Origin of the sequence: Microbacterium sediminis (assembly GCF_004564075.1) — a bacterium.
GTDB lineage: Bacteria > Actinomycetota > Actinomycetes > Actinomycetales > Microbacteriaceae > Microbacterium > Microbacterium sediminis.
Window position 1 is genome coordinate 173,405 of record NZ_CP038256.1, and the last position, 25,767, is coordinate 199,171.

26 protein-coding genes are annotated in these 25,767 nt (G+C 69.2%); 17 read left to right on the top strand and 9 right to left on the bottom strand.

Annotated elements, in window-relative coordinates:
• Positions 1–9 precede the first annotated feature (9 nt).
• Entirely contained in the window at positions 10–429 is a 420-nt protein-coding gene (locus tag E3O41_RS00840) for an Hsp20/alpha crystallin family protein (protein WP_067028771.1), read from the bottom strand.
• Positions 430–551: 122 nt separating this feature from the next.
• Complete coding sequence (locus E3O41_RS00845; protein ID WP_135011799.1) at positions 552–1,748, bottom strand: hypothetical protein; 1,197 nt, start codon at positions 1,746–1,748, stop codon at positions 552–554.
• A 188-nt stretch (positions 1,749–1,936) separates the two neighbouring features.
• On the opposite strand from E3O41_RS00845, the gene E3O41_RS00850 reads away from it, so the two are divergent.
• The gene (locus E3O41_RS00850) at positions 1,937–3,013 is read left to right on the top strand and encodes a DNA glycosylase AlkZ-like family protein (protein ID WP_067028765.1); all 1,077 of its coding nucleotides are present in this window, start codon (positions 1,937–1,939) and stop codon (positions 3,011–3,013) included.
• A 1-nt stretch (position 3,014) separates the two neighbouring features.
• On the opposite strand, the gene E3O41_RS00855 is transcribed toward E3O41_RS00850, so the two are convergent.
• Positions 3,015–4,280 carry an MFS transporter gene (locus E3O41_RS00855; protein WP_135011801.1) on the bottom strand — a complete coding sequence of 422 codons (1,266 nt, stop codon included), beginning with the start codon at positions 4,278–4,280 and terminating at the stop codon, positions 3,015–3,017.
• An 81-nt stretch (positions 4,281–4,361) separates the two neighbouring features.
• Here E3O41_RS00855 and E3O41_RS00860 point away from each other — a divergent pair, with 81 nt between their 5' ends.
• The 5 genes from E3O41_RS00860 (at position 4,362) to rplI (ending at position 6,690) form a co-directional block, all read left to right on the top strand.
• Complete coding sequence (locus E3O41_RS00860) at positions 4,362–4,961, top strand: ArsR/SmtB family transcription factor (protein WP_067028759.1); 600 nt, start codon at positions 4,362–4,364, stop codon at positions 4,959–4,961.
• A 129-nt stretch (positions 4,962–5,090) separates the two neighbouring features.
• The gene (rpsF, locus tag E3O41_RS00865; protein WP_240482505.1) at positions 5,091–5,432 is read left to right on the top strand and encodes a 30S ribosomal protein S6; all 342 of its coding nucleotides are present in this window, start codon (positions 5,091–5,093) and stop codon (positions 5,430–5,432) included.
• Positions 5,433–5,437: 5 nt separating this feature from the next.
• Positions 5,438–5,944 (top strand): single-stranded DNA-binding protein, encoded by a 507-nt coding sequence (locus E3O41_RS00870; protein ID WP_067028752.1) that lies wholly within the window; start codon positions 5,438–5,440, stop codon positions 5,942–5,944.
• A gap of 26 nt (positions 5,945–5,970) precedes the next feature.
• Positions 5,971–6,225: a 30S ribosomal protein S18 gene (rpsR, locus tag E3O41_RS00875; protein WP_040168021.1), complete on the top strand. Its 255-nt coding sequence runs from the start codon at positions 5,971–5,973 to the stop codon at positions 6,223–6,225.
• A 9-nt stretch (positions 6,226–6,234) separates the two neighbouring features.
• Positions 6,235–6,690, top strand: a complete 456-nt coding sequence (gene rplI / locus E3O41_RS00880; RefSeq protein ID WP_067028749.1) for a 50S ribosomal protein L9 — start codon at positions 6,235–6,237, stop codon at positions 6,688–6,690.
• Between the two features lie 76 nt (positions 6,691–6,766).
• Here the strand turns inward: rplI and E3O41_RS00885 are convergent, their stop codons facing one another.
• Together E3O41_RS00885 and E3O41_RS00890 are read right to left on the bottom strand one after the other, a co-directional pair.
• A complete protein-coding gene (locus E3O41_RS00885; protein WP_067028746.1) occupies positions 6,767–7,999 on the bottom strand; it encodes a chaplin family protein in 1,233 nt (410 codons plus the stop codon).
• An 82-nt stretch (positions 8,000–8,081) separates the two neighbouring features.
• Positions 8,082–9,098, bottom strand: a complete 1,017-nt coding sequence (locus tag E3O41_RS00890) for a flagellar biosynthesis protein FlhF (protein WP_135011803.1) — start codon at positions 9,096–9,098, stop codon at positions 8,082–8,084.
• 496 nt (positions 9,099–9,594) lie between these two features.
• Here E3O41_RS00890 and dnaB point away from each other — a divergent pair, with 496 nt between their 5' ends.
• The 4 genes from dnaB (at position 9,595) to E3O41_RS14250 (ending at position 14,310) form a co-directional block, all read left to right on the top strand.
• Positions 9,595–10,977, top strand: coding sequence for a replicative DNA helicase (gene dnaB / locus E3O41_RS00895; RefSeq protein ID WP_067028741.1), 1,383 nt, complete (start codon positions 9,595–9,597; stop codon positions 10,975–10,977).
• 263 nt (positions 10,978–11,240) lie between these two features.
• On the top strand, positions 11,241–11,855 hold the full coding sequence (locus tag E3O41_RS00900; protein WP_135011805.1) for a hypothetical protein: 615 nt from the start codon (positions 11,241–11,243) through the stop codon (positions 11,853–11,855).
• 89 nt (positions 11,856–11,944) lie between these two features.
• Positions 11,945–13,507 carry a class I SAM-dependent DNA methyltransferase gene (locus E3O41_RS00905; RefSeq protein WP_067028736.1) on the top strand — a complete coding sequence of 521 codons (1,563 nt, stop codon included), beginning with the start codon at positions 11,945–11,947 and terminating at the stop codon, positions 13,505–13,507.
• Positions 13,504–14,310 carry a restriction endonuclease subunit S gene (locus tag E3O41_RS14250; protein ID WP_135011807.1) on the top strand — a complete coding sequence of 269 codons (807 nt, stop codon included), beginning with the start codon at positions 13,504–13,506 and terminating at the stop codon, positions 14,308–14,310. Before E3O41_RS00905 ends, E3O41_RS14250 begins: the two co-directional genes overlap by 4 nt.
• A 176-nt stretch (positions 14,311–14,486) precedes the next feature.
• Here E3O41_RS14250 and E3O41_RS00920 read toward each other — a convergent pair.
• Positions 14,487–15,333, bottom strand: a protein-coding gene (locus E3O41_RS00920; RefSeq protein WP_233449959.1) for an IS5 family transposase whose coding sequence is annotated in 2 segments (ribosomal slippage) — positions 14,487–15,026 and positions 15,028–15,333 — 846 coding nt in all. Because the reading frame shifts where the segments join, the coding sequence is not laid out codon by codon here.
• Positions 15,334–15,495: 162 nt separating this feature from the next.
• On the opposite strand from E3O41_RS00920, the gene E3O41_RS00925 reads away from it, so the two are divergent.
• The 3 genes from E3O41_RS00925 to E3O41_RS00935 all read left to right on the top strand — a co-directional run bounded on the left by E3O41_RS00925 (position 15,496) and on the right by E3O41_RS00935 (position 20,484).
• Positions 15,496–16,014 carry a restriction endonuclease subunit S domain-containing protein gene (locus tag E3O41_RS00925; protein ID WP_067026452.1) on the top strand — a complete coding sequence of 173 codons (519 nt, stop codon included), beginning with the start codon at positions 15,496–15,498 and terminating at the stop codon, positions 16,012–16,014.
• A 73-nt stretch (positions 16,015–16,087) separates the two neighbouring features.
• On the top strand, positions 16,088–19,225 hold the full coding sequence (locus E3O41_RS00930) for a type I restriction endonuclease subunit R (protein ID WP_067026454.1): 3,138 nt from the start codon (positions 16,088–16,090) through the stop codon (positions 19,223–19,225).
• A gap of 56 nt (positions 19,226–19,281) precedes the next feature.
• Positions 19,282–20,484 (top strand): hypothetical protein, encoded by a 1,203-nt coding sequence (locus E3O41_RS00935; RefSeq protein ID WP_135011809.1) that lies wholly within the window; start codon positions 19,282–19,284, stop codon positions 20,482–20,484.
• A gap of 246 nt (positions 20,485–20,730) precedes the next feature.
• Here the strand turns inward: E3O41_RS00935 and E3O41_RS00940 are convergent, their stop codons facing one another.
• A complete protein-coding gene (locus E3O41_RS00940; protein WP_135011811.1) occupies positions 20,731–21,621 on the bottom strand; it encodes a J domain-containing protein in 891 nt (296 codons plus the stop codon).
• Between the two features lie 157 nt (positions 21,622–21,778).
• Here E3O41_RS00940 and E3O41_RS00945 point away from each other — a divergent pair, with 157 nt between their 5' ends.
• The gene (locus tag E3O41_RS00945; protein ID WP_067026462.1) at positions 21,779–22,393 is read left to right on the top strand and encodes a hypothetical protein; all 615 of its coding nucleotides are present in this window, start codon (positions 21,779–21,781) and stop codon (positions 22,391–22,393) included.
• Positions 22,394–22,403: 10 nt separating this feature from the next.
• Here the strand turns inward: E3O41_RS00945 and E3O41_RS00950 are convergent, their stop codons facing one another.
• Positions 22,404–23,369 (bottom strand): cation efflux transmembrane domain-containing protein, encoded by a 966-nt coding sequence (locus E3O41_RS00950; RefSeq protein ID WP_067026464.1) that lies wholly within the window; start codon positions 23,367–23,369, stop codon positions 22,404–22,406.
• Entirely contained in the window at positions 23,366–23,854 is a 489-nt protein-coding gene (locus E3O41_RS00955) for a transporter substrate-binding domain-containing protein (protein WP_067026466.1), read from the bottom strand. Before E3O41_RS00955 ends, E3O41_RS00950 begins: the two co-directional genes overlap by 4 nt.
• Before the next feature lie 124 nt (positions 23,855–23,978).
• Here E3O41_RS00955 and E3O41_RS00960 point away from each other — a divergent pair, with 124 nt between their 5' ends.
• The 3 genes from E3O41_RS00960 (at position 23,979) to E3O41_RS00970 (ending at position 25,760) form a co-directional block, all read left to right on the top strand.
• A complete protein-coding gene (locus E3O41_RS00960) occupies positions 23,979–24,602 on the top strand; it encodes an acyl-CoA synthetase (RefSeq protein WP_067026757.1) in 624 nt (207 codons plus the stop codon).
• Positions 24,599–24,925, top strand: coding sequence for an amino acid transporter (locus E3O41_RS00965; RefSeq protein ID WP_099566302.1), 327 nt, complete (start codon positions 24,599–24,601; stop codon positions 24,923–24,925). The genes E3O41_RS00960 and E3O41_RS00965 overlap by 4 nt, the downstream gene beginning before the upstream one ends.
• A 142-nt stretch (positions 24,926–25,067) precedes the next feature.
• Complete coding sequence (locus tag E3O41_RS00970; protein ID WP_420845468.1) at positions 25,068–25,760, top strand: hypothetical protein; 693 nt, start codon at positions 25,068–25,070, stop codon at positions 25,758–25,760.
• Positions 25,761–25,767 lie beyond the last annotated feature (7 nt).

Consider the following 25,767-nt stretch of genomic DNA (forward strand, 5'->3'; position numbering starts at 1 on the left):
TGGGGATGGTCAGACCGTGATCGCCGGCGCCTCCGAGCCGTGCTGGATCTCGACCTTGCGGGGCTTGGCCTTCTCGCTGATCGGGATGAGCACGCTGAGCACGCCGTTCTCGTAGCGGGCGGAGATCGCGTCGGTGTCGATGCCCTGGCCGAGGTTGAGCTGCCGCAGGAACGTGCCGGAGGCGCGCTCGCGGGTGATCCACGAGACGCCCTCGTCGCTGCGGACGGTGCGCTCGGCCCGGATGGTGAGGACCTGGCCGTCGACGTCGATGTCCACGCTGCCGGGGTCGATGCCCGGCAGGTCGGCGCTGAGCACGTAGTGGTCGCCGTCGCGGTACAGGTCCATCGGCATCAGCCGCGGACCCTGCCGATCGAGCATCTGCTGGGCCACACGGTCCAGCTCACGGAAAGGATCGAAGAACATCGCCATGATGATCGTCCTCCTTCGTCGGTGTGGCGCTGTTCGGCTCCAGAATCCGAGTCGGATCGACTCACTTCGATTATTAGCACTCTCGGGGTGAGAGTGCTAACTTCTCAGCGAATCCGAAGCGATCAGCGGAACATCACGCCGACGACGCCGACCACGTTGATGAGGAACCACGCGAGCACGCCCACGCCGACGATGACCGTCGCCCACGACCAGCCTCGCCTGAGCCGCTGACCGGGCGCCGCCACGCCGCGCGGCGCGAGCGCGATGGGCGGCGGCGTGACCATGGCCTGCGGCGGGGCGAACGGGAGCGGGGGCGCCGTCGGGTCGACGGGAGCGATCGCCCCGGGGTCGGGCTGCGGGGCACGGCCGGCGGCCGCGGCCTCCGCGGCGAGGCGCTCGTCGCGCCAGCGGCCCCACTGCGTGAGCTTGTCCATGAGCGCCGAGACGACCGAGAACAGCCAGGCCCACGTGGCGGGGTCGAGCGTCGACACGTCGCGCCGCGTGTACAGGAACAACCAGTCGTCCACGATCTCCACGTCGAGCTGGCCGACGTGATCGATGAAGCGGGCCATGATGTCGGGCGTGAACAGGTACAGCGCGTCGCGCTCGTAACCTTGCGGGCAGTACAGCGCGAAGTGCTGGTCGAAGTCGCCCTCGAGGCTCAGGCGCTGGTCCTTGTCGAAGGTGATCGGCAGGTTCGTGCCGAAGACGCTGTTGTTGCCGAGCGCGTCGAGCACGATGTGCGGCAGGGGCGTGTCCAGGTGGATGGCCACATAGCCCCAGCGGTGCGTGGTCTGCTCCTTGCCCGATCCCGTCGTGTACCGGTAGTTCGCGAACTCCACGAAGCGCGGGCGCTGTCCGCGCACCCGCAGGTGGGCCCGGCGATCGCTGCCGCGGTTGAAGATCATGCCCGGCAGCCGGGGGTCCTCGGCCTGCGGCAGGAAGGACATGCCGTTGGCGCGGGCGAAGCGGTCCAGCCGGTAGCCGGTGTCGTTGCGTCCGCGCAGCACGCCGCGCAGCAGCAACACGATCATCACCGTGGGCACGGCGAGGAACATGAACGGCACGAACAGGGCCGGCATGAGCTCCGGGGTGCCGCCCATCACGGTCATCATGAGCGGCAGCATCGCCAGGCCGGTGAGCACGAAGATCGCGCAGAACGCGATCATGAACGCGACGAGGCAGCCCTGCCCCCAGCCGGGTCCGCCGCCGCGGCGCGCGACCTCGTCGTTCCAGGCCTTGACGGCCGCCCGGTCCACGGGATCCGTGAGCGGACGCGCGTCGAATCGATACGCGGGCTGCGGGGCGGGCGTGCTCACCCTGACACCGTACGGCAGGGCGGCCCGGGATCGGCGGAGCAGAGGTGCCCATCGGGGCCGCGGATGGGGCGCCCGCGTTCGAATGCAGAAAACTGCCCAGATCGGCCGATCGATCGAGCGGATTTCTGCATCCGGAGGATCGGCCGGCGCCGCTACCGCGCGCGGGGCGGGGGTGGCACGATCGGGGCATGCTGACGCTGAGCCGCGAGGAGGCGCGCCGGATCGCCGTGCGCGCGCAGTTCCTCGACGCGTACCGGCCGGAGTCGCTGCTCGAGGTGATGGATCAGCTCACCGGGGTGCAGATCGATCCGACCACCGCGATCGCGCGCAGCCAGGAGCTCGTGCTGTGGTCGCGCCTCGGCGACGCCTTCAGCCCCGCCGACCTCGCCCACGCCCTCGAGGTGGAGCGCACGGTCGCCGAGCACGTCACGCTGCTGCGCCCGATGGCCGACATGGGGATTGTGCTCGCGGTCGCGGACGAGTGGGTCCACCCCTCCACGCGCGCGTGGGTCGAGGCGAACGCCGGATTCCGCGATCGGATCCTCGCCCGGCTGTGCGCGGGCGGCGCCCAGACGACGGCGACGCTGCCGAACGATCCGGAGGTGCCGTACGCCTCGACCGGATGGGACGACGAGCGCAACACCGGCCGGATGCTCGAGGTGCTGTGCCTGCGCGGTGAGGTGGCGGTGTCGGGGCGGGAGGGCCGGCGGCGGCTGTGGGATCTCGCCGAGCGCGTGTACCCGGCGGACCTGCACGTGCCGCCGCCGGACGAGGCCCGCGCGATCCGCGACGAGCGCCGCCTGCTGTCGCTGGGCATCGCGCGCGAGAAGCCGCTGCGGTCGCCTGCCGAGCCGTCGCCGCTCGGGCCGATCGGGCTCGAGGCCGTGGTCGAGGGCGTCGAGGGCACGTGGCGGGTGCATCCCGACGTCCTCGGCGCCGAATGGGCGGGCGATCGGGCCGCGCTGCTGTCGCCGTTCGACCGGATGGTCTACGACCGCGACCGCGCCCTCGACCTGTTCGACTTCGAGTACGTCCTCGAGATGTACAAGCCCGCGGCGCAGCGCCGGTGGGGCTACTTCGCGCTGCCGATCCTCGTGGGCGACCGCCTGATCGGCAAGCTCGATGCGAAGGCCGACCGCAAGAAGGGCGTGCTCACGATCAACGCCGTGCACGAGGACATCCCGTTCTCGCCGTCCGACGCCGACGCGGTCGACGCCGAGATCGCCGCGCTCGCCGACTGGCTCGGCCTCGAGCTGCGCCGCTGAGTCACGCCGCGCCGGCGGCCCAGGTGTCGGGGGTGCCGATGCGGGTGAGCGGTCGGAACAGGGCCAGGGCGATCGCCACGCCCACGAGGACCAGCGCGAGCACGAGGAGCGTCGTCGCGAGGCCGACACCCGAGAGCAGGCCGGAGCCGACGAGGGGCGCGAGGGGGAACGAGGCGGCGCCCGACAGGGCGGCCACCGACGAAAAGCGGCCCTGCATCTGCTCCGGGGTGATCACGGCGGCGTAGGAGAAGATCGACGCGTTCAGGGCCGGGGCCAGCAGGTAGGCGACGGAGTAGCAGGCGAGGATCGCGCCGTACGTGGGGAAGATCGCCATGGCCAGGAAGGCGAGCGACATCACGGCCATGCACGCGGGCACGATCACGCCCGTGCGCACCCGCTGGACGATCAGCGGCGCGAGGAAGGAGCCGATCAGCAGCGAGGCGCCGATCATCGTGCTGAGCAGGCCGATGAGGAACGGATCGGTGCCGCGGTCGGCGAGGTCGAGGGTCACGGCGACCGTCGAGCCGTTGCTGGCGGTGTTGAGGACGATCGCGAGGGCGATCATCACGACGAACAGGGGCTGGGAGCCGACGTACCGCAGCCCCTCGACCAGCGCCGCGACAGGGTGCGTGCGCCGCGCCTCGCCGAGGTCGCCGTTGAGCGGGCGGCGGATGAGCACCGCTCCGATCGCGGCGACGAGGTTGCCGATCGCCGAGCCGAGCAGCGGCAGGGCGTGCGACACGGCGTAGAGCAGCCCGCCGACCGGCCCGGAGATCAGCGCCGCCACCGACTCACGGCCCTCGACGGTGGCCCGCGCCGCGGGCATCTGCTCGGCCGGGACGACCGATCGCAACCCGCCGTCGTCCGCCGGGCCGACGAACGCGGTGGCGACCTGCGACCCGAACGACACGATCGCCAGGTGCACCGGATGCAGCGCCCCCATCCACAGGGCGCCCGCGGCGGTGAGCCAGAGCGCTCCCGCCACGCCGGCGGCGATGAGGATGAGCGTGCGCCGGTCGACGCGATCGGCGACGACACCGGCGGGGAGGGTCGCGAGCAGGTAGCCGGCCCCGCCGACCGCCGAGATGATGCCGGCGGAGAGCACGTCGCCCGTGATGGCGAGGGCCACGAGCGGGATCGCGAACCCCGCGATCCCCATGCCGAGCGAGCGTGCCGTGAGGCCGGTCATCAGGAGCAGGTACGCGCGGTTGCGCAGCAGCCGCGGCGCGGGGGAGGCGGGGGCCGGGGCGTGCACGTCGGTGGTCATGCCGATGACGATAGACCCGCAACAACACTTGCGCAATAGTTCTTGCGCAAACTGTGTTGCGGATATCGCTACGCTGGCCGCATGGCGAAGGAGTACCAGCCGTTCGAGGTCACCGAGGTCGCGATGATGCGCGCCCTCGCCCACCCCGTCCGGCAGCAGATCCTCGCCGAGCTCGTGAGCAGGCGGCAGGGGCGTGCCGCCGACCTGGCCGACGCGCTCGAGCTGCCGGCGAACTCCGTGAGCTTCCACCTGCGCACGCTCGCCAAGGCGGGGCTGATCGTCGAGGCGCCGGAGCTTGCGCGCGACAAGCGCGATCGCGTCTGGAAGCCGCTGTCGACCGACGGCTACACCCTCACCGACTCCTCGCCGGGTATTCCCATGGTGACGGCGCCGGTCATGCGCTGGCTTCGCGCCCTCTTCGCCGGCGACGATGCGGCCTTCCTCGGCGAGAAGGACGAGACGGTCCACGTCGTCAGCGTGAGCCAGGGGCCCATGACGAAGGAAGAGGCACAGGAGTTCCTCGACGAGGTGAACGAGCTGATCCGCCGCCGCGGCGAACGGCTGCGCGACGCGCGGGACGAGGATCGCAGCGTCGCGCGTCCGATGTATCAGACGGTCTTCGCGCTGGGCCCGCTGCTGCGCTCGCGCCGCGAGACGGACGGTTCGCGAGAAAAGGCCTGATCGGCTAGACTGCGAAGGTTGTGCGGCCTCGCGCCGCGCGACGTGCAACACACCCTCCTGCCGTCGGGAAATGCCCGGCGGCCGATTGAGTCCGAAGGAGGTGGGTCAGTGACGCACCAGTACGAGCTCATGGCTATTCTTCAGCCGGAGATCGACGAGCGCCAGGTTCCCACGATTCTCGACAAGTTCCTGAAGGTCATCACGGATGCTGATGGCACGATCGACAACGTCGACGTCTGGGGCAAGCGCCGTCTCGCTTACGAGATCCAGAAGAAGAACGAGGGCATCTACGCCGTCGTCAACTTCACCGCGACCAGCGCCGCCACGCAGGAGCTGGACCGCCAGCTCGGCCTGAGCGAGCAGTTCATGCGCACCAAGGTGCTGCGCGCCGAGGAGGCCATCGCGATGGTCGCTTCCGAGGCCAAGCGTGCGGAGGCCAAGGCCGCGCGCAAGACGGCGGCGAAGGCCTAAGCACCATGGCCGGCGAAACCGTCATCACCGTTGTGGGGAACCTCACCGCGGACCCCGAGCTTCGGTACACGAACAACGGCGTCCCCGTGGCGAACTTCACGATCGCCTCGACACCGCGCACGTTCGATCGCGCGTCGGGCGAGTGGAAGGACGGCGAAGCCCTCTTCCTCCGTGCGAGCGTGTGGCGCGAGTTCGCCGAGCACGTGGCCGGATCGCTGACGAAGGGCATGCGCGTCATCGCGCAGGGCCGCCTGAGCCAGCGTTCCTACCAGGACCGCGAGGGCAACCAGCGCACCGCGATCGAGCTGGAGGTCGACGAGATCGGCCCCTCGCTCCGCTTCGCGACCGCGCAGGTGACCCGTGCCGCCTCCGGCGGCGGACGCGGTGGCCAGCAGTTCGGCGGCGGGCAGCCCCGCCAGCAGGTGTCGGAGGAGCCGTGGGCGACTCCGGGATCGGCCGGAGCCGACGCATGGAGCACCCCGGGGTCGTTCGGCGACGACACCCCGTTCTGAATCTCATATCTCTTTAAGGACCTGAAATGGCTGGAAAGTCGAGCGGCGACCGCCGCAAGCCGCGGAAGGGCGCGAAGAACGCCGCCCCCGCGAAGTCGATCCGGGTCGGCGTCATTGACTACAAGGACGTCGCGACCCTTCGCAAGTTCATCTCGGAGCGCGGCAAGATCCGCGCCCGTCGCATCACCGGCGTCTCGGTGCAGGAGCAGCGTCTGATCGCGAAGGCGATCAAGAACGCTCGCGAGATGGCTCTCCTGCCCTACGCAGGCGCGGGCCGGTAAGGAGCACCCATGTCGAAGCTGATTCTCACGAACGAGGTCGACGGCCTGGGCAGCGCCGGAGACGTGGTCGAGGTCAAGGACGGGTACGCCCGTAACTACCTCATCCCCCAGGGCTTCGCCGTGGCGTGGACGCGCGGTGGCGAGAAGCAGGTGGCGCAGATCCGCGCCGCCCGCGAGGCCCGCGCGATCGCGACCCACGACGAGGCCGAGGCGCTCAAGGCCAAGCTGGCCGAGGGCAAGGTCAAGCTGGCCGTCAAGGCCGGCGCCGAGGGCCGCCTGTTCGGCTCGGTCAAGACCGCGGACATCGCCGCGGCCGTGTCCGAGGCCGGCCTGGGCGAGCTGGACAAGCGCAAGATCACCATCCCGACCGCCATCAAGACGGTCGGCGAGCACGAGGCCCTCGTTCGTCTGCACGACGAGGTGACCGCCGTGATCACCCTCCAGGTGGTCGCTCTCAAGAAGTAATTCTCGAGCGCACGCCGAGACGGCGCGGATCCTTCGGGGTCCGCGCCGTCTCGCGTCTCCGGCGGCGTGTGTCCGGCTAGACCGTGCGGCGCCGCGTGAGCATCACCCCCGCCGCCAGCAGCAGCGCGGTGAGCGCCAGCACGGGGGCCGCGACCCCGCCACCCGTGGACGCCAGCGTGCCGGAGACCTCGAGCCCCGCCGGAGCGGCCGTCACCGTCGCGGCGCCGCCGGTCGCGCCCGCGACCGTGCCGACGACCGTCGCCCCGCCGGCCGGCTGACCCGGCCCGTCGGACCCGCCGCTACCGGCCGGGTCGGTCGGGTCGACAGGGTCCGTGGGGTCGGTGGGATCCGTCGGATCGGTCGGATCCGTGGGATCCGTGGGATCCGTGGGGTCGGTCGGGTCCGTGGGATCCGTCGGGTCCGTCGGCACGGTCGGCGTGCTCGCGTCGGTGGTGGTGCTGTCGCCCACCACCGAGATCGCGTTGCCGCCCAGCGTGATCGGCGCCGCGATCGGTGCGACCACCTGGGTGCCGCCGAGCAGCGAGTCGTCGCCGCCCGTCGCCGCCTCGCCGCCGCCCGCCGCGGGCGGAACCGCCGTGTCGGCGCCCGTCGAGGTGCTGTCGCCGACGACGGAGATGGCGTTGCCGCCCACGGTGACGGGCGCGTCGACCGGTGCGACCACCTGGGTGCCGCCGGCGACGGCGTCGGTGCCGTCGGTCGTGGCGCCGTCGTCGCTCGAGCCGCCGCTCGGGGCGACGTCGGTGGTGGCGTCGGTGGTCTGGCTGTCGCCGATCACGGAGATGGCGTTGCCGCCCACGGTGACCGGTGCGCCGACATCGGCCACCGCCTGCGTGCCCGACACCACGCCGTCCTCTCCCGACGTGGTGCCGCCGTCGGTGGGCGGTTCGGCCGGAGCCGTCTGCTGAGCAGCGTCGGTCGACGTGCTGTCGCCCGCCACCGAGATGGCGTTGCCGCTCACGGTGATCGGCACCTCCACCGACACGATCGCCTGCGTCCCGGATGCGGTCCCGTCCTCACCGCTCGTCGTGGGAGCGGGGGCCGGAGCCGCGGCCGGTTCCGGAGCGGGCGCCGGTGCCGTGGTGGAGCCGTCGGTCGACGAGTCGCCGATGACGGAGACGGAGCTGCCCGAGACGGTGACGGGCACGGTGACGTCGACGAGGGTCTGGGTGCCCGAGAGCAGCCCCTCCTCGCCGCTGGTCTCGGCCGCGTTCGCGACCGTTGCGCCGAGCAGCGTGATGCCGCCGGCCAGAAGCGTGCCCAGGAGGGCGCGCTTGACGAATGCGTTCATGGAAGTTCCCCTTTGCGTGAGATCGAGTGGTGCGCGCGAGCGCGCGGAAGCAGGCCGCCTGCGGGAGGCGGCGGCGACTCGATCAGTCGGGGGAGACGTCCGGCGAGCCCGCGGGGGCGGGCGGCGCGTTCTCGTTGCCGGGCGCCGGCGTGCGGTGCCCCTCGGGGTCGGGATCGAAGCGATGCGCGCCGACCGTCGCCGCGGTCACCGGCCCGGAGCCTGGGCCTGCGGCGAAGACGGCGCTTCCCGGCGCAACGGTGATCGGCGGCGGCGGGGCGGGCTCGCCGGGAGCGGTGTCCGTTGGGGTCGACGCCGCCGTGGCCGAGGCGGGCGGCCGCACACCAGGCAGATCGCGCGCCGCGTGGCCCGGCGCGGCGTTCGAGACGGCCGGCGAGTCGGCATCGACGGACGCGGGGGCCGTCGGCGCGACGTCCTCGGCCGACGGGGGATCGGCCGGCTCCGCGCCCGGAGCGGGGTCGGCGGCGCCGTCGGACGGGGCAGGCTCGGGCTCGGGGAGGAGCGGCCCGGCGTCGGTGGGGATCGATGGCGGGATCGACGCCGGCGCCTCACCGGGGGCGGGCGAGACGATCGCCTCGCCGGCCTTGTCGACGATCCCGGCGACGTCATCGACCGCGCCGTCCACGATCGCCACGGCGTCATCGACGGCCTCGCCGACGCCCACTTCGGTCGCGACCCCTCCCACGACGGGGAGGTCGCCGACCACGTCGACGACCTCGCTCACGACCGGTTCCACGAGGTGGTCGACGGCCGGCCGCACCACCTCGGCCACCGCACTGCTGGCGGTCTCCTGCACCGGCTGCACGACCGCCCGCACCGGCTGCTGCACCGGCGGCGGCGCCGCCTCGACCACGGAGCCCGCGGTCTCGACGACGGCTCCCGCGACCTCGCCGGCCGCTCCCGTGGCGGCGTCCGCCGCCTCACCCGCGAGCGAGGTGACGTCCCCGAGGAGCGTGGAACCGCCGTCCGCGCGCGCTTGCGGGCCCGCGGCGAGCGAGATCACGAAGAGCCCGAAGCCGACGCCCAGGCCGGTCAGCGCGACGCGGATCCACCGCGGCAGGAGCGTTGCGGTGTGGTCCACGTTCACCTCCTGAGGGATGTGCGACGGTCGGGCTTCGGGCGTCCTTGTGCGGGGGACTGTACTCCGGCGCGACGCGTGCGTCTATGGGGGTGCGCGCGTCGTTGCGCGGGTGCATGAGCGGCGGGGCGCGCACGGTCCGGGCGTGTCGCGGCGTGGCCGCCCCTGTGAAAAACTCCGCGAAACCGAAAACCTTCAACCCGTGCTTAAACCACAGATCTGTCCACAGGTTGTGGACTCAGGAAACCCCCGTTCACGGGTCCAAAAGCTGACGGAGATGCCGGGACGTCGGCTGCCTGTCCACAGGTGGCCTCCACACCGCGCGCGGCGTTTTGCCCAGGCGTGTCCACAGAGTTATCCACAGGTGGAATTGCGAGGGGAGTGGCCGGCTCCTAGCGTGAACCGGCAGGCCCGGACCGACCATCTCGCACGATGTCGGAGGTCCCTGGTTGCATCCCGACAGACGAACCGATCAGCAGGCAGAGGGAGTGGTGCGCGCGTGTCGATCGCTGACATCTCGGAGGAGCGACTCGGTGGCTCCCGGGATCAGGAGCGCACGCCCCCGAACGACCTGCTGGCCGAGCAGAGCACGCTCGGCGGCATGCTGCTGTCGAAGGACGCCGTCGCCGACGTCATCGAGACGCTGCGCGGCCCGGACTTCTACGTCCCCAAGCACGAGCTCATCTTCGAGGCGATCCTCTCGCTCTACTCGCACGGCGAGCCCACCGACGTGGTCGCCGTCACCGACGAGCTGCTCAAGACCGGCGATCTGCAGCGCGCCGGCGGCGCCGACTACCTGCACACGCTCACCTCGATCGTGCCGACGGCCGCCAACGCCGGGTACTACGCCGAGATCGTGGCCGACAAGGCGCTGCTGCGCCGCCTCGTCGAGGCCGGCACCCGCATCGTGCAGATGGGCTACCAGGGCCAGGGCGACGCGACCGACCTCGTCAACGCCTCGCAGGCCGAGATCTACTCGGTCACCGGCACCGAGACCACCGAGGACTACGTGCCGCTGAACGTCGCGGTCGACGCGGCGATCGAGGAGATCGAGGCGGCTCGCGGACGCGACGGCCAGATGACCGGCATCCCCACCGGGTTCACCGAGCTCGACAACCTCACCAACGGCCTCCACGGCGGCCAGATGATCGTCGTCGCCGCCCGTCCCGCCATGGGAAAGTCCACGCTCGCGCTCGATTTCGCGCGTGCGGCGGCGATCAAGAACAACCAACCGGCCGTCTTCTTCTCGCTCGAGATGGGCAAGGCCGAGATCGCCATGCGCCTGCTGAGCGCCGAGGGCGCGATCCCGCTGCAGAACCTGCGCAAGGGCATGCTCGACTCGCGCGACTGGACCACGGTCGCGCAGACGCAGGGCCGCATCCACGACGCGCCGCTGTACATCGACGACAGCCCCAACATGACGCTCGTCGAGATCCGCGCGAAGTGCCGCCGTCTCAAGCAGCGCGTGGGGCTGAAGATGGTGATCATCGACTACCTGCAGCTGATGACGAGCGGCAAGCGCGTCGAGTCGCGTCAGCAGGAGGTCTCGGAGTTCTCGCGTGCCCTCAAGCTGCTCGCCAAGGAGCTGCAGGTGCCCGTGATCGCGCTCTCGCAGCTGAACCGTGGCCCCGAGCAGCGCACCGACAAGCGCCCGCAGGTGAGCGACCTGCGTGAGTCGGGATCGATCGAGCAGGACGCCGACATGGTGATCCTGCTGCACCGCGATTCGGTCTACGACAAGGACAACCGACCCGGCGAGGCCGACCTGATCGTCGCCAAGCACCGTAACGGCCCCACGGCCACGATCGAGGTGGCCTTCCAGGGCCACTACTCCCGCTTCGCCGACATGGCCCCCTCGGGCTTCGGCGGCGGCGAGGACTGACGGTTACCCGACCGGCGGCGCCCCTTCCGATCCGGAGGGGGCGCCGCGCCGTTCCCGGCACAACCCGTGGCGCTTGAGGCGGGAGTCTTCTCAGTTGTTTCTCGCGCAATTGCGCCGCTGAGTCGGCGAGCGCCGCGAGCCTCCCATGTTCGCTAGTCTGCAATGTCGCACCCCACCACTACCCTGGCTTCATCCGGGTATCACGCCCTCTGGTGGGCCTTGCAAGCAACGCCCCGGCGGTCCCACGAAGGAGACGTCACCTCATGCACAAGATTGCCCTCGGGGCCATCATCGCGGCCGTTGCCGTGGTTGTCGTCGGATGTGCACCCACCGCGCCAGCCGAGCCGGCTGCCGCTCCTAGCACGCCGACCATCGAACCAGCGGTGCCCGACACACCGAGCCCCGAGCCGACTGAGGATCAGGCCTCAACTACCGGCACCTCGCCGCGAGGCAACCTGATCAAGCGGGTCGGCGACGTGTTCGGGTTCGGTGACTCGATCGACGCTCTCGACGCGTCCTTCGTGGTTACCTCGATCACTGTCGATCCCGGGTGCACGGGTGAGTTCGCCGAAAGTCCTGAGAACGGTCACTTCGTCAAGATCGACATTGAGGGTGAGACGACCCCCGCGTTCTCGGAGCAGATGTACTTCAACGGGACATGGAAGGTGATCGCGGAGAACGGCACCACCTTCAACGGAGACCCGAACTCGATGGCGGCGTGGTCGTGCCTGACCGACGCAGAGATGATTCCGTCAGTGGTCGGTCCTGGCGAGAGAGTGGCGGGAAGCATGGTGCTCGACGTGCCGACCGCGAGTGGCGTGATCGTGTTGGACATGACAGGGCAGGGCGGTTGGGAATGGGAGTACCCGCAGCCCTGAACATCAACGCACTGTCGTCCTCGGTAGCGTGAGGATGCGCGCGTCTTAGCGCGTCAGCGCAAGTCTGAGAAGAGAGTCCAAAGATTCACATGGCCCGAGTCGCCAAGCCCAAGCCCCAGAAGACCCTCGAACAGACCCTCTGGGAGGCCGCCGACAAGTTGCGCGGCAACCAGGAGCCCAGCGAGTACAAGCACGTCGTGCTCGGCCTCGTGTTCCTCAAGTACATCTCCGACCGGTTCACCGAGCGGCGGACTGCCCTCGAGGCCGAGCTGGCCGCCGATGGGCTTGATGCGGAGGCGATCGCCGAGTTCCTCGAGGATCGCGACGAGTACACGTCGCAGAACGTGTTCTGGGTGCCCGAGACGGCCCGGTGGGAGTACGTGCTCGGCCGCGCGAAGCTGCCCACGATCGGGCAGGACATCGACAAGGCGATGGACGCGATCGAGAAGGAGAACGCCAGCGTCCGCGGCGTGCTCCCACGCAACTACGGGCGCGACGGGCTCGACAAGAAGCGCCTCGGCGAACTCGTCGACCTCATCGGGTCGATCGGGTTCACCAGCACCGACGACCACGGTGCCGACGACGTGCTCGGGCGCGTGTACGAGTACTTCCTCGGCCAGTTCGCGGGCAAGGAGACCGGCAAGGACGCCGGTGCGTTCTACACGCCCCGCAGCGTCGTAAAGACGCTCGTCGAGATGCTCGAGCCGTACAGCGGCCGCGTCTACGACCCGGCCTGCGGGTCGGGCGGCATGTTCGTGCAGTCGGCCGAGTTCGTGAAGGCCCACGGCGGCAAGCGGTCGGACATCTCCGTGTACGGGCAGGAGTTCACCGACACCACGTGGAAGCTCGCGAAGATGAACCTCGCGCTGCGCGGCATCGAGGCTGATCTCGGCGAGAAGTCCGACGACTCGTTCGTCAACGACCTGCACCCCGACCTGCGCGCCGACTACGTGATCGCGAACCCTCCGTTCAACGTGTCGGACTGGTGGGACGCGAAGCTCGCGAACGACCCGCGCTGGAAGTACGGCACCCCGCCGAAGGGCAACGCGAACTTCGCGTGGGTGCAGCACTTCATCCACCACCTCAGCCCGAAGGGCACCGCCGGCTTCGTGCTCGCCAACGGATCCCTCTCTTCCAAGAGCGGCGGCGAGGGCGAGATCCGCGAGAACCTCGTCCGCGCCGGACTCGTCGACTGCATCGTTGCGATGCCCGACAAGCTGTTCTTCAACACCGGCATCCCCGTCGCCCTCTGGTTCGTCTCGAAGGACCGCGGCGGCAACGGACACCGCGAACGCCAGGGCGAGGTGTTGTTCATCGATGCCCGCAAGCTCGGCACCATGGAGAGCCGCCGCCTGCGCGTGCTCGATGACGATGACATCGCGAAGATCGCCGACACCTACCACGCGTGGCGCAACCACGACGGCGGATACGAGGACGTCCCCGGCTTCGCAAAGGCCGCAACACTCGACGAGATCGAGAAGCACGACTTCGTGCTCACCCCCGGTCGCTACGTCGGCGTCGAAGAAGCCGAGGCCGACGACGAGCCCATCGACGAGAAGATCACACGCCTCACGAGCGAGCTGCTCGCTGAGTTCGACCGTGGTGCCGAGCTCGAGAGGATCGTGCGCGAGAAGCTGGCAGGACTGAAGTGAATCGCGAACGCATGATGCTTGGGGATGCGCTCGAGCTGCTGATCGACCATCGCGGAAAGACGCCAAAGAAGCTCGGCGGAGACTGGACGACAGCAGGCCACCGCGTCGTGTCGGCCCTCAATATCAAGGGCAATCGAGTCGACGGCAACGATCACCACTACATCTCTGACGAGATGTACCGCCGTTGGATGAAGGTCCCACTTCGCAAAGGCGATGTATTGCTCACATCCGAGGCGCCGACAGGTGAGGTCGCGTTCGTCGGCGACGACGTCGACTGGGCTATCGGTCAACGCTTGTTCGCCTTGCGGGGACGTCCGGGGTTGCTTGACGGCCAGTACCTCTTCTACGCGCTGAGGGGTGGCCAGCTTCGGGACGACATGATGTCTCGAACCACAGGAACCACCGTCCAGGGAATTCGACAGGCCGAGCTCGTCAGGGTGATGATCGAACTCCCGCCCCTCCCGGAGCAGCGTGCGATCGCTGCGACGCTCGGCGCGCTCGACGACAAGATCGAGTCCAATCGGCGCGCGGTGGACGCGATGAACGGACTCGTCGCTGCTGAGTTTGAACGGTGTTTCGGACGACGTGCGCTGACGTTGGAGCTAGGGCGTGTTGATCAAGAAGGTGCGGGGTGGCCAGCCGCCGTGAGTTGCGCGGGAGAATGGGCGTGTGAAGATCCAGGTGCTGCATATCGAGGATTGCCCGAATTGGCAGGAGGCGGGCGATCGAGTACGGCTGGTGCTCGACTCGATCGGACGGGGCGATGTTCCGGTGGAGTTCGTGTTGATCCGCACCGAGGCTGAGGCGGTGAGCTCTGGTTTCGCGGGCTCGCCCACGATTCTTCTGGACGGTCAGGACTTGTTCCCGTCCCAGGGGAACACTGCCGACTTGGCGTGCAGGGTCTATCTGACCGAGCGCGGCTTTGCGGGTGCGCCGACGGTGGGACAGCTTGAGCGCACGCTGCAGGAGCGCGAAGCGCTCAGCGGAGATCGGTCTTGATCCAGATCAGCGCCGCGGCGAGGCTGACGGCGGCTCGGTAGTTGCGGGCGAGTTTGTCCGAGCGCATCGCGATGCCGCGCCACTGCTTGAGACGGTTGAAGCAGCGTTCTACGACGTTGCGTCCCTTGTAGCGTTCCTTCTGCTTGTCGCCGAAAGCGATCGGCCGGCCCGGCTTCTTGCGGCGGTGCGCGATCTGGTCGTCCCGCTCGGGGATGGTCGCCGCGATCCTCCGGTCGCGGAGCCAGGCGCGGTTCGCCCTTGAGGGGTACCCCTTGTCGGCGAGCACCCGGTCGGGGCGGGTGCGGGGGCGGCCCTTCCCGTCGCGGGGAACGCGGATGTTCTCCAGCACCGCGCTCATCATCGTGGTGTCGTTGATGTTCCCGGCGGTGATCATCATGCTCAGCGGCCGGCCGCGCCCGTCGCAGACCAGGTGCAGTTTGGTCGTCAGCCCGCCGCGGGAGCGTCCGATCCCGTGATCAGGCGGCTCGGACCACGGATTCTTGTGATTCGGCACAGCCCCCTGTGTCCCGGGCGAGGGTCGCGCCGTGCTGATGCACGCGCGCGATCGTGGAGTCGATCGAGACGACCCAGTCGATTTCCCCAGCGGCGTCGGCCTGCTTCTGCACCTCGGTGAGCAGCTTCTGCCAGGTGCCGTCCCCGGCCCACCGGTTGAACCGCTTGTAGATCGAGTTCCACTTCCCGAACCGTTCCGGAACGTCACGCCACGGCGCACCGGTCCGGTACTTCCACGCCATCCCCTCGATAGCGAGCCGGTGATCCGTCCACGGCCGCGACCGACCGGTCACCGTCGGCATCAACGGCTCCATCACGGCCCACACCTCGTCAGAGATCTCCTGTCGCGTCACCGTTCAAGACTCACCCACCGAGGAGCGGAACCTCTTGATCAACACGCCCTAGGGGAGTTGGCGCGTGTGGTGGACTGCCTTCACTCAAAGAAGCCCTCCAGGGCTGATGCTGGCCAGACGCTGATGCAACTCGACAATATTCGCGATGACGGCCTCGTTGACACGAGTAAGCGCTACACGATTACTGAGGACGACTATCGCAAGTGGTCGGCAAAGTTCGCGACGCAGCCGTGGGACCATGTGATCACCAACGTTGGACGGATCGGCGCGGTCGCGCGAATCCCTCAGGGTTTCGTTGCTGCGCTGGGGAGAAACATGACCGGGATCCGCCCCAATGATCCAACGGAGAGCGGGGCATTCATCTGCGCCGCGTTGCAGGCGCCGGCGGTGCGGCGCGAGATCGAGCTGCGAACTGACGCGGGGACGATCATGAACGCACTGAATGTCCGGTCGATCCCTCACCTCCGACTGCCTAAGAGTTCGGCTGACGAGCGCCGCCGTTTCCACTCGCTAGTGGCGCCCAGGCTCATCCTGATGGATCACGCGCTGCAGGAGTCGCAACGTCTCGCCGCGCTCCGTGACGTGTTGCTCCCGGAGCTCCTCTCGGGGCGTATCCGCGTGCCGGCCGACGAGGTCGCGTGATCCGGATGTCGCCCGGGTCGTGTATCCATGTGGATGAAGGGGTAATCCACGTTCGCGCCGCGAAAGGGTCCGGATGTCGCTGATGAACGAGGCGGTGCTCGAGGAGAGCGCGCTCGGGTGGTTCGCTGAGCTGGGGTTCCACACGCTGAACGCGTCGCTCATCGCCCCGGGTGAGCCGGATTCGGAGCGGGTCTCGCTCAGCGAGTGCATCCTCGAGGGTCGCCTGCGTGATGCGGTGGCGCGGATCAACCCCGGCGCCACCGCCGACATGGTCGATGCCGCGGTGGGGGAGATCCTGGCGATCGGCGAGCAGAGCGCGATCGAGGAGAACAGGCGCATCCACCTGATCCTCACCCATGGCATCGGCGTGGAGTATCGCGACGATGACGGCATCCTGCGCACCCGCCTGATGCGGGTGATCGACTTCGACAACCCGGATGAGAACGACTGGCTCGCCGCCAACCAGTTCACCATCCACGAGAACAAGAACCGGCGCCCCGATGTGCTGGTATTCGTCAACGGACTGCCGGTGGCGCTGTTCGAGCTGAAGAACCCTGTCGCCGAGAACGCGACGATGCAGTCAGCGTGGAACCAGATCCAGACGTATCGGTCGGATATCCCCTCGGTGTTCCGCACGAACGTCGTCACGATCATCTCGGACGGCCTCTCGGCGGCGATGAGTACCTTCACCGGGGCGTTCGAGCATTACGCGCCGTGGAAATCGATCGATTCGCCGACGCCGGTGCAAGGGAAGCCGTCCCTCGAGGTGCTGATCAAGGGCGTCTTCGAGAAGAAGCGGTTCCTCGATCTCGTCCGTAACTTCGTGGTGTTCAGCGATGAGACCACAAACGATGCGAAGACGGGCCAGTCGAAGCGTGTGCTCGTCAAGCGCGTGGCGAAGTACCACCAGTTCTGGGCGGTGAACGCGGCTGTTGAGTCGACGGTGCGCGCGTCGAGTCCGGACGGGGATCGGCGCGGTGGTGTCGTGTGGCACACGCAGGGGTCGGGCAAGAGCTTCGAGATGGTGTTCTACGCGGCGAAGGTCATGCAGGATCCGCGGATGATGAACCCGACGCTCGTGTTCATCACCGACCGCAACGACCTCGACGATCAGCTCTTCACCGACACGTTCGCGCCCGCGCACATCCTCCCCGAGACCCCGGTGCAGGCAGACTCCCGCGCCGACCTGCGCAAGCTCCTGACGCGCGCCTCGGGCGGGATCGTGTTCACGACGCTGCACAAGTTCGCGCCCGGGGACGCCGGCGACACCAACCCGGTGCTCACCGACCGGCGCAACGTCGTCGTGATCGCGGACGAGGCGCACCGCTCCCAATACGGTCTGAAGGACCGGATGGACGCGCACGGCCGAGTGAAGCCGGGCCTGGCGAAGAGCATGCGCGACGCCCTGCCAGGTGCGACGTTCCTCGGCTTCACGGGCACGCCGATCGACGACGCGGACAAGTCCACGCGCGCGGTGTTCGGTGACTACATCGACGTGTACGACCTCACCCGTGCGGTGCAGGACGGCGCGACGGTGAAGATCTACTACGAGGCCCGCGTCGCCCCGCTCGATCTGTCCAAGGACGACAGGGAAGCGCTCGATGACCTCGCCGACGAGATCATCGACGGGGTCGACGAGAACACCGGCAACGACGCGAAGGCGAAGTGGTCGCGCATGGAGGCGATCGTCGGCGCCGAACCGCGCCTGGAGCGCATCGCCGAGGACATCGACGAGCACTGGGAGCGCCGCAAGATCGCCGCCTTCGGGAAGGCGATGATCGTCACGATGAGCCGCAAGATCGCGGTGCGCCTGTACGACAAGCTCGTCGCCAAGCATCCCGACTGGCATGACCCGGATCCGAAGAAGGGCAAGATCAAGGTCATCATCACCGGGTCGGCCGCGAGCGAGCAGTGGGCACAGCCCCACATCTACTCGAAGAAGGTCCGCCAGGAGCTGCAGGCGCGGGCGAAGGACCCGGCCGATCCGCTCGAGATCGTGATCGTCTGCGACATGTGGCTCACCGGGTTCGACGCGCCCGTGCTGCACACCATGTATGTCGACAAGTCCATGCGCGGCGCCGGCCTCATGCAGGCCATCGCCCGCGTCAACCGTCGATTCCGTGACAAGGACGGCGGCCTCATCGTCGACTACATCGGCCTGCTGTCCAACCTCGAAGACGCCCTCGCCGTGTACTCCCCGTCCGACAGGGAGCAGGCCGGCGTCCCGATCGACGAGGTAATCGACGTCATGCTCGAGAAGCACGACATCGTCAAGGCGATGCTGCATGAGCATCCCTATGATTCCTCGCCATCCCTGTCCGGCGCGGAACAGCTGCAGCAGATCGCGAGCATGGCGAACTTCGTCCTCGCCGATGACGGCCGCGCGAAGCGGTTCCTCGACCAGGTGCTCGCCCTCGTCAAGGCCCACTCGCTCGCCGGTGCTGACGACAGGGCGCGGGCGATCATGGACGACGTGCGGCTGTTCACGTCCGTGCGGGTCGCGGTGATGAAGCTCCAGAACCCGAACGATCGCCCCGGCGTGCGCCCGCAGGACCTCGACACCGCGTTCACGCAGCTCATGAACGCGGCGGTCGCGGCCGACAAGGTCGTCGACATCTACGCCCGTGCCGGCATGAACTCGCAGGAGCTGTCGCTGCTGTCGGACGAGTTCCTCGAGTCGCTGAAGCACACCGAGCAGCCCAACCTGCAGCAGGCCCTGCTGCGGCGCCTGATGAACAACGAGATCCGGTCCCTGCGCCGCTCCAATATCGTGCAGGCGAAGAAGTTCTCCGAGATGCTCGACGCCGCGCTCACCAAGTACACCAACCGCACGCTCTCGACCGCGGAGATCATCGCCGAGCTGGTGAAGATGGCCAAGGAGATGAAGGGCAAGACCGATGTCGCCAAGCGCGCCGAGGAACTCGGCCTGCGCATCGACGAGGTCGCGTTCTACGACGCCGTCGCCGAGAACGAATCCGCCGTGCTCGAGCTCGGCGACGAGACGCTCAAGAAGATCGTCCGCGAGCTGGTGATGAAGATCCGCAACTCCGTCACGATCGACTGGCGCAACAAGGAATCCGTCCAGGCCCAGATGCGCTCCCAGATCAAGCGCATCCTCGCCCGCTACAAGTACCCGCCGGACGGCCGCGAGCACGCGATCGAGCTCGTCATCCAGCAGGCCGCGCTGCTTGCGGATGGGGTGGCGGCGTGACGGCTTCGCGGCCAGGACGCCTACGACAAGGAGCAAGCTGTTGATCCGGAGGCAACGTGCACTGGGAAGATGAGTATCGAGACCACCCGCTCTGGGACTCGATTTCCGCTGTGTTGGAAAAGCTCCTTGAACACGAAGCACAGGGCGACGATCACGTTGTGCGCCTCAGGTCTTTGCTCACATACGCCGCAGGGTTCGAGGAGAGCCCACACATTGCTATTTCACCAGCGCATCTCGGGACGGTGAAGCAGCTAGTAGATCAGATATCCCAGCAGGTCCCGCACAACGTCGCCTGGCCATTCAAAAACGGTAACCCGGCGGCGTTCTCTCAACTCGCGAGTTATGTTCGATCCTGGCCCTCGTCGGGACGAACGACGTTGCAGGGGCTCGGGAAGCATGTGCGTAATGTGGAAGAGGCGATCGCGAAGCTCGACAAACGCATCACCGCACTCCGCGAGGAGCTTGAGAATGATGTAGCCGATGCAAAGAACTCGGTCGCCGAACACCTGAGTGAGCAGGTTGCTTTGGTGGAGCAGAACACATCGCGCGTAGCCGACAAATTCAATGGACAGATCGAAGAGCTCACTGCTGAGCTCGCGCGCGTTCAGGAGGCGGTTGCGGACGCTGAGACGACGACGGTCGAGCAGAAGAAGCGTCTTGACGATGCCCTGAATAAGCATCAAGAACGCTTTGAAGAAGCTCAACAGAAGCGCGCTGATGAGTGGGTAAAGACCGTACGTGAGAATGACGAGGAAATCCAGCGGCACATGGCCGCGATGCGGAAGCACGAGGAGCAGTCGCGGAACGTACTCTCCGTGATCGGCGTGAATGCCGAAGCGTCCGAGTATGCGTCATACGCAGAGCAGCAAGACCAGGCCGCAAACAGGTGGCGCAAGGGTGCAGTCATTGCGTACACAGCAGCAGCAGTCGTCTTCTTCGCCGCGATCCTCATCCCGATGCTCCCGGGTGTGGACATCGAACAGGGATGGTGGGAGTCCCTCATCCAGAAGCTGGGGGCTCCTGGGGGTGCGGCGGCCATCGGCTACTTCCTTCAGCGCGAGTCGGCTCAGCATCGGAGGGAAGCGCGCACAGCAAAAGAGATCGAGCTGACCCTGACCGCGCTCGAGCCGTTTATCGCCAACCTCCATGACGACGAGCAACGTGCGATCCGACTGGCAACCGCCAGTAAGGTCTTCGTCTCCGGGCAGAAGGTGACAGTCGCCACCCCGCGTGATGTCGAGACCAGCGGAGCAGGATAGTGCTCGTGAGCGTCGGTGGTCGAGCAATGCGCGCTCGATAGAGCGCGAGGCGGCGGCGCCACGTTCCTTGGCATGCGGGGCGCCACTGAGCGACCGGGCCGCTGTCGCGGCGGTCTTGGCCATAGCTCACGGAATCCGAGCCGCGGATCACTGGCCACCTCCGCGCGGAAGCTACACGAGGACTGAGCGGTTACCCGACCGGCGGCGCCCCTCCCGACGCGGAGGGGCGCCGCGCCGTTCCCGGGCTCACGCCGGGCGGATCGGGGCCTGCAGGCGCGTGCGCACGTCGAAGAGCTCGTTGCCGCCGATCGGCCGCGCCCCGGGAACGCCCGCCCGCAGCACCGTCGCCAGCGCGCTGCGGCTCACCACCACGGTGGGCAGCTCGCGCACTCCCGTCAGGGGCGTGATCGCGGCCGGCAGGTCGTCGTCGGGCAGCACGACGATCGCACCGCCGAAGCGCACGCGGCGCGCACGGGCGACCCGGCGGATCCGGCCGCGGAGGTCCGCGACCGGGGTCTCCGCCCCCTCGCCGACGATCTCGTCGCTGCGCAGGCGCATCGGGCCGCCGAGGTCGTGCGAGGCGATGCCGTAGAGCCCGGTGGGGCCGAGGGCGACGTGGTCGATGACGTCGTCGTCGGCGGCCGGCACCTCGTGCCAGACCGTGAAGGCCATGCCGAGCGCGTCGATCGTGCGGGCCGAGGCCTCCTCGGCGAGGGCGCGGGCCAGCAGGGCGCGCAGCTCGCGAGGGAGTGCGCGCACCACCGCGGGGTCGTACGGGTCGGCCTGCGCCCGCCAGCTGCGAACGCCGTCCTCGTACCGGGCGCGCCGCCGCGAGCCGGCCTGGCCGAACGAGCGCGCGCGGGGGCGGGATCCCGAGCGGGGCTGAGCGGCGCTCCATCCGCGCCAGTCGGACTCGTCGGCGAATCCGTGCCCGCGGTCGTAGGCGGCCCTGGCCTCATCGGTGCCGACGAGCTCCCAGGCGCGCTGCACCTCGATGAACAGCGCCGCGTCGCCACCCGTGTCGGGATGCGTCAGCCGCAGCTGCTGCCGGAACGCGCGCCGGATCGCCTCGGCGTCGGCGGCGGGATCGACGCCGAGGACCTCGTACGCCGACCGGGAGAGCGGGCTGTCGAACATGGGCTCCTCGGGGGGTGGGCGTTCAGCGTATCCGCCGCGGTCCCCACCGGGCGGACGGCGGGCACCTCTGCCCCTTCCCCGCGGCGGCGAGGGCTGGCAGGGTGACTGATCGGGCGGCCGACCCTGCGGCCCCTTCAGAGCGAACGAAGGAACGAACATGGCGCGCAAGGATCGCAATGCCTGGACCAGTGCGGGAGGCGTCGCGATTGCGATCGCGGTCGTGCTCGTCATCCGCAACGTCTCGTCGGTGCTGAACACCCCGGGCTGGGAGCGGGACGTCGTCGGCGTCTTCTTCGACACCCGCTTCGAGAACATGCCGCAGATCATCGGCATCCTGCTGGTCTGGGGCCCGTTCCTGCTGCTTCCCGTCGGCATCGTGCTGCTGCTGATCGGCCGCTCCCGCGACAAGACCGCCGCGGCGGCCGCCGACCAGCCGCAGCACCTGTCGCCCCAGGGCTGGGCGCCGCAGGGGCAGCCGCAGCCGTACCCGCCGCAGCCCTACGCCGCGCCGCAGCAGCCATACGCCGCGCCGCAGCAGCCATACGCCGCGCCGCAGCCGTATGCGCCGCAGCAGCCGTACGCCGGACCGCAGCCGTACGCGCCGCAGCCGGCCCCCGCGTACGGCGCACCGGCGCCCGCCGGCTACCCGCCCGCACCGCAGCCCGCGGCGTCGTCGTCGCAGCCCGTCGCCCCGCCGTCGCTCGCCCAGCGCCTGGCGGGCCAGCCGGACCAGGTGCCGCCGGGCCCGGGCACGCCCACGGCCGGCGCCTGACCGCCGCCGCTCAGGTGCCCCGGTCGGCCTCGGCGGGAAGGCGATCGACGGGGACGACCACGACATCCTGCATCTTCCAGTCCAGCCGGGCGATGCCGCGCGAGGCCTCCTCCAGCTCCCGCGTGCTCACGCGCCCGCGCCTCGGCACCACGAACGCCTCCACGTGGAACACCTGCCCCTGGTCGCGCAGGCGGATGGCGGTGCGATCCACCCAGCGCAGCGATCGCAGGTAGCGGTTCGCCTGCGCGATGAGCGGATGCGGGTGGCTGTCGTCGTAGGTGCGGCCGCGGCGATCCATGAGGTCGGCGACCGCGGCACGGGTGTTGCGCACGCCGTCCCAGATGATGCCGAGCGAGATGAACAGCGCCGCCGCGCCGTCCAGCCACCACACCCCCAGGCCCACGCCGAGCACGCCGACGATCGAGGCGGCGTTGGTCTGCCAGTCGGCCTTGGCCATGTCGGCGTCGGCGTAGAGGAGCTTGTTGTGCAGCACCGGGGCGAGCTTGGACTTGGCGTGCCCGTAGAAGAACGGGCCGATCACGATGAGCGCCATCACCGCCACCATCAGCCAGCCGAGCCACACCGTCTCGCCGAAGAGCACGATCGTGCCGATCGTCGGATGCTCCGCGGCGATGAGCCCCGTGACGGCCTCGACGGCGAGGTTCGCGCCCACGGCCAGGAGCGCCACCCCCGCGACGAGGTGGCCCACCCCCATCGCGCGATGCAGGCCGTACGGATGCGCGCGCGACGGGGCGCGGCGGACGAACAGCAGCGCTAGGAGGAAGGTGATCTGGGGGATCAGCGACAGCATGTCCTCGATCCACGCCGTCTTCATCGCCTGCGAGTTGCCGACGACGAAGGCGACCACCGTGATCGTGACGAGGGTGTAGCCGATCGTGAAGAACTCCCACCTCACGGCCTTGCGCAGCGCGGTGCGCTGCTCGGCGGGAAGATCGGTGCGGCCGAACTGCGTCACGACCCCACCTCCTCGTCCAGGAACGCCTCGAGCTCGGCGAGCATCGCGTTCTCGCCGAGCGGCACGAGCATCACGAGCGAGCGGCCGTCCGCGCCGGGGATGCCGGGGTACCCACGCGTGACGCCCGCGCGGTCCACCCACGGCGACTGGTCGGTGAAGCCGCCCACGGCCAGATCCAGCCGGCCCTCCTCGAGCTCGGTCACCAGCGTCTCCTCGCTCGCGACGCTCCACTCGGGCTCGGCGTCGATCGTCTCGGCGAAGTCCTCCACGAGGTCGACGAGGGGGCCCGTCGGCTCGCCGTCCGTGACCTCGACCAGGCCCGGCTCGGCGGTCGCGCCCACCCGCAGCTCGCCGCCCGTGATGCGATCGAGCGTGCCGTCGGGATCGGTCGGCACCTGCACGCCGCAGCCGGTGGCCAGCAGCGCGGTGGCGAGGAGGGCGCCCGCCGCGAGGCGCCGCGTGCTCGGAACGTGTGCTCTCCGCATGAGGCCAGACTGCCGTGCGCGCCGGGCCGGCGCCATGCGGTTGCCTCCGCGGCGTGCTTCGGTGTAACCGCGCGGCCGCCGCCCGGGCCGTTCTCTCAGCCGCCCTCACTAGGATGGCCGGGTGATGATGACGGCCCGGCACGTGCAGCTGCTGCGCGCCCTCTTCGCCGCAGTGGCCGCCGTGATGATCACCTTCAGCCCCGATCACTCCGCCGAGGTCGGTCTCGCCGTCTTCAGCGGTTTCGCGGCCGCATCGGCCCTCATCCTGGCCCTGTCTGCCTGGCTCGTGCGCCCGGCGGGGCAGCGCGGCCGGATCGTGCTGCTCACCGCCGTCTACCTCGTCGCGGGTGTCGTGGCGGGCACGCCGCAGCTGCGCGGCACCACCGCCCTGTTCGCCGTGCTCATCGCCTGGGGGCTGCTGGCGGGGCTCGTGGAACTCGTCATCGGGATCGTGGACCGCCGCACCGACCGAGTGATCGCCCGCGACACGATCTTCGTCGGCGCGCTCACGATGCTCCTCGGCGTCGCCTCCATCGTCGTGCGCCCGGAGTACCGCCTCGACTACTTCATCGAGGACGCGGGGCGCACCTTCACGCTCACGGGCACGATCATCGCCGTCGGGCTCTTCGGCGCGTACGCGGCGATCGTCGCGGCGTTCCTGGGGATCGCGGGCCTTTCGCCGCGCCCGGTCGCCCCCGCCGAGCCCGCTCCCGCTTCCGCCCTGCCGACCCCGAAGGACCCGACGTGACCGACAAGACCCGCCGACGCGACCTGATGCGCCCCGTGCAGCTGCTCGGCATCGCGTTCATCGCCGCGGCGTTCGCGGGCTTCGTCACCGCCATGGCCATGGGCGCCTGGCAGGCGATCCCGGGCGAGGACGTCGCCCGCGCGTGGGCGGTCGCCGGCATCGTGGCGGGCATCGCGTTCATCGCCGTGCTGCTGATCCTGTCACTGCTGCTGCTGGCCATCGACCCCGCCGACGTCGAGAAGCCGATCGACCGACCGGTGCTCCTGCGCGACCAGCCTGAGGCCGACGAGACCGACGGCGAGAAGCCCGCCTCCGACGCCTGATCGGGTCACAGCCCCGCTCCTCCCCTAGAATGCGGAGGGTACGCGTGGCGCACGGCGAACGGGGGCATGCATGGCTTACGACACAGGTGCGATCGACGAATCGACGATTCCGGCGGGAGCAGGGCCTTCGAAGGCGCTCCGCGTGGAGTTCGCCGGCGAGTGGCACGAGCTGTCGACCGACCAGACGTTCACGATCGGCCGCGAGGGCGATCTCGAGGTCGATGACAACCAGTACCTGCACCGGATCTTCCTGGAGATCTCGTTCCACGACGGCCTGTGGTGGCTCGCCAACGTGGGCTCGCGCCTGTCGGCGACCGTCTCGAGCGCCGGCGGCGCCGTGCAGTCGTGGCTCTCGCCGGGGGCCCGCATGCCGATCGTCTTCGCTGAGAGCGTCGTGGTCTTCACCGCCGGCCCCACCACCTACGAGCTGAACCTGCACGCCGACGAGGCGCAGTTCTCGGTCTCGTCGTCGATCCAGAGCCAGGCCGTGGGCGAGACCACGGTGATGCCGGTGAGCTTCACCCCGCTGCAGAAGCTGCTCATCGTGGCGCTGGCCGAGCCGATGCTGCGCCGCGAGGGCGTGAGCATGAGCGAGCTGCCCTCGAGCACCGCCGCCGCCCAGCGCCTGGGCTGGACGATGAGCAAGTTCAACCGCAAGCTCGACAACGTCTGCGACAAGCTCGACCGCATGGGCGTTCAGGGTCTGCGCGGCGGCCCCGGCAAGCTTGCGACGAACCGTCGCGCGCGCCTGGTCGAGTACGCGGTGTCGTCGAACCTCGTCACGCGCGCCGACCTGGCGCTGCTCGACGACGAGGCCCTGCGCGCCCAGGACTGATCGCCGT

What these genes read in the sequence shown, in the direction of transcription:
- E3O41_RS00850 (WP_067028765.1), top strand. Translation starts at nt 1,937, where the DNA reads ATGCTGACGCTGAGCCGCGAGGAGGCGCGCCGGATCGCCGTGCGCGCG.
- E3O41_RS00925 (WP_067026452.1), top strand. Translation starts at nt 15,496, where the DNA reads ATGCAACTCGACAATATTCGCGATGACGGCCTCGTTGACACGAGTAAG.
- rpsR (WP_040168021.1), top strand. Translation starts at nt 5,971, where the DNA reads ATGGCTGGAAAGTCGAGCGGCGACCGCCGCAAGCCGCGGAAGGGCGCG.
- E3O41_RS00930 (WP_067026454.1), top strand. Translation starts at nt 16,088, where the DNA reads ATGTCGCTGATGAACGAGGCGGTGCTCGAGGAGAGCGCGCTCGGGTGG.
- rplI (WP_067028749.1), top strand. Translation starts at nt 6,235, where the DNA reads ATGTCGAAGCTGATTCTCACGAACGAGGTCGACGGCCTGGGCAGCGCC.
- E3O41_RS00905 (WP_067028736.1), top strand. Translation starts at nt 11,945, where the DNA reads ATGGCCCGAGTCGCCAAGCCCAAGCCCCAGAAGACCCTCGAACAGACC.
- E3O41_RS00855 (WP_135011801.1), bottom strand. Translation starts at nt 4,280, where the DNA reads ATGACCACCGACGTGCACGCCCCGGCCCCCGCCTCCCCCGCGCCGCGG.
- E3O41_RS00960 (WP_067026757.1), top strand. Translation starts at nt 23,979, where the DNA reads ATGATGACGGCCCGGCACGTGCAGCTGCTGCGCGCCCTCTTCGCCGCA.
- E3O41_RS00870 (WP_067028752.1), top strand. Translation starts at nt 5,438, where the DNA reads ATGGCCGGCGAAACCGTCATCACCGTTGTGGGGAACCTCACCGCGGAC.
- rpsF (WP_240482505.1), top strand. Translation starts at nt 5,091, where the DNA reads ATGGCTATTCTTCAGCCGGAGATCGACGAGCGCCAGGTTCCCACGATT.
- E3O41_RS00900 (WP_135011805.1), top strand. Translation starts at nt 11,241, where the DNA reads ATGCACAAGATTGCCCTCGGGGCCATCATCGCGGCCGTTGCCGTGGTT.
- E3O41_RS00945 (WP_067026462.1), top strand. Translation starts at nt 21,779, where the DNA reads ATGGCGCGCAAGGATCGCAATGCCTGGACCAGTGCGGGAGGCGTCGCG.
- E3O41_RS00840 (WP_067028771.1), bottom strand. Translation starts at nt 429, where the DNA reads ATGGCGATGTTCTTCGATCCTTTCCGTGAGCTGGACCGTGTGGCCCAG.
- E3O41_RS00955 (WP_067026466.1), bottom strand. Translation starts at nt 23,854, where the DNA reads ATGCGGAGAGCACACGTTCCGAGCACGCGGCGCCTCGCGGCGGGCGCC.
- E3O41_RS00940 (WP_135011811.1), bottom strand. Translation starts at nt 21,621, where the DNA reads ATGTTCGACAGCCCGCTCTCCCGGTCGGCGTACGAGGTCCTCGGCGTC.
- E3O41_RS00885 (WP_067028746.1), bottom strand. Translation starts at nt 7,999, where the DNA reads ATGAACGCATTCGTCAAGCGCGCCCTCCTGGGCACGCTTCTGGCCGGC.
- E3O41_RS00860 (WP_067028759.1), top strand. Translation starts at nt 4,362, where the DNA reads ATGGCGAAGGAGTACCAGCCGTTCGAGGTCACCGAGGTCGCGATGATG.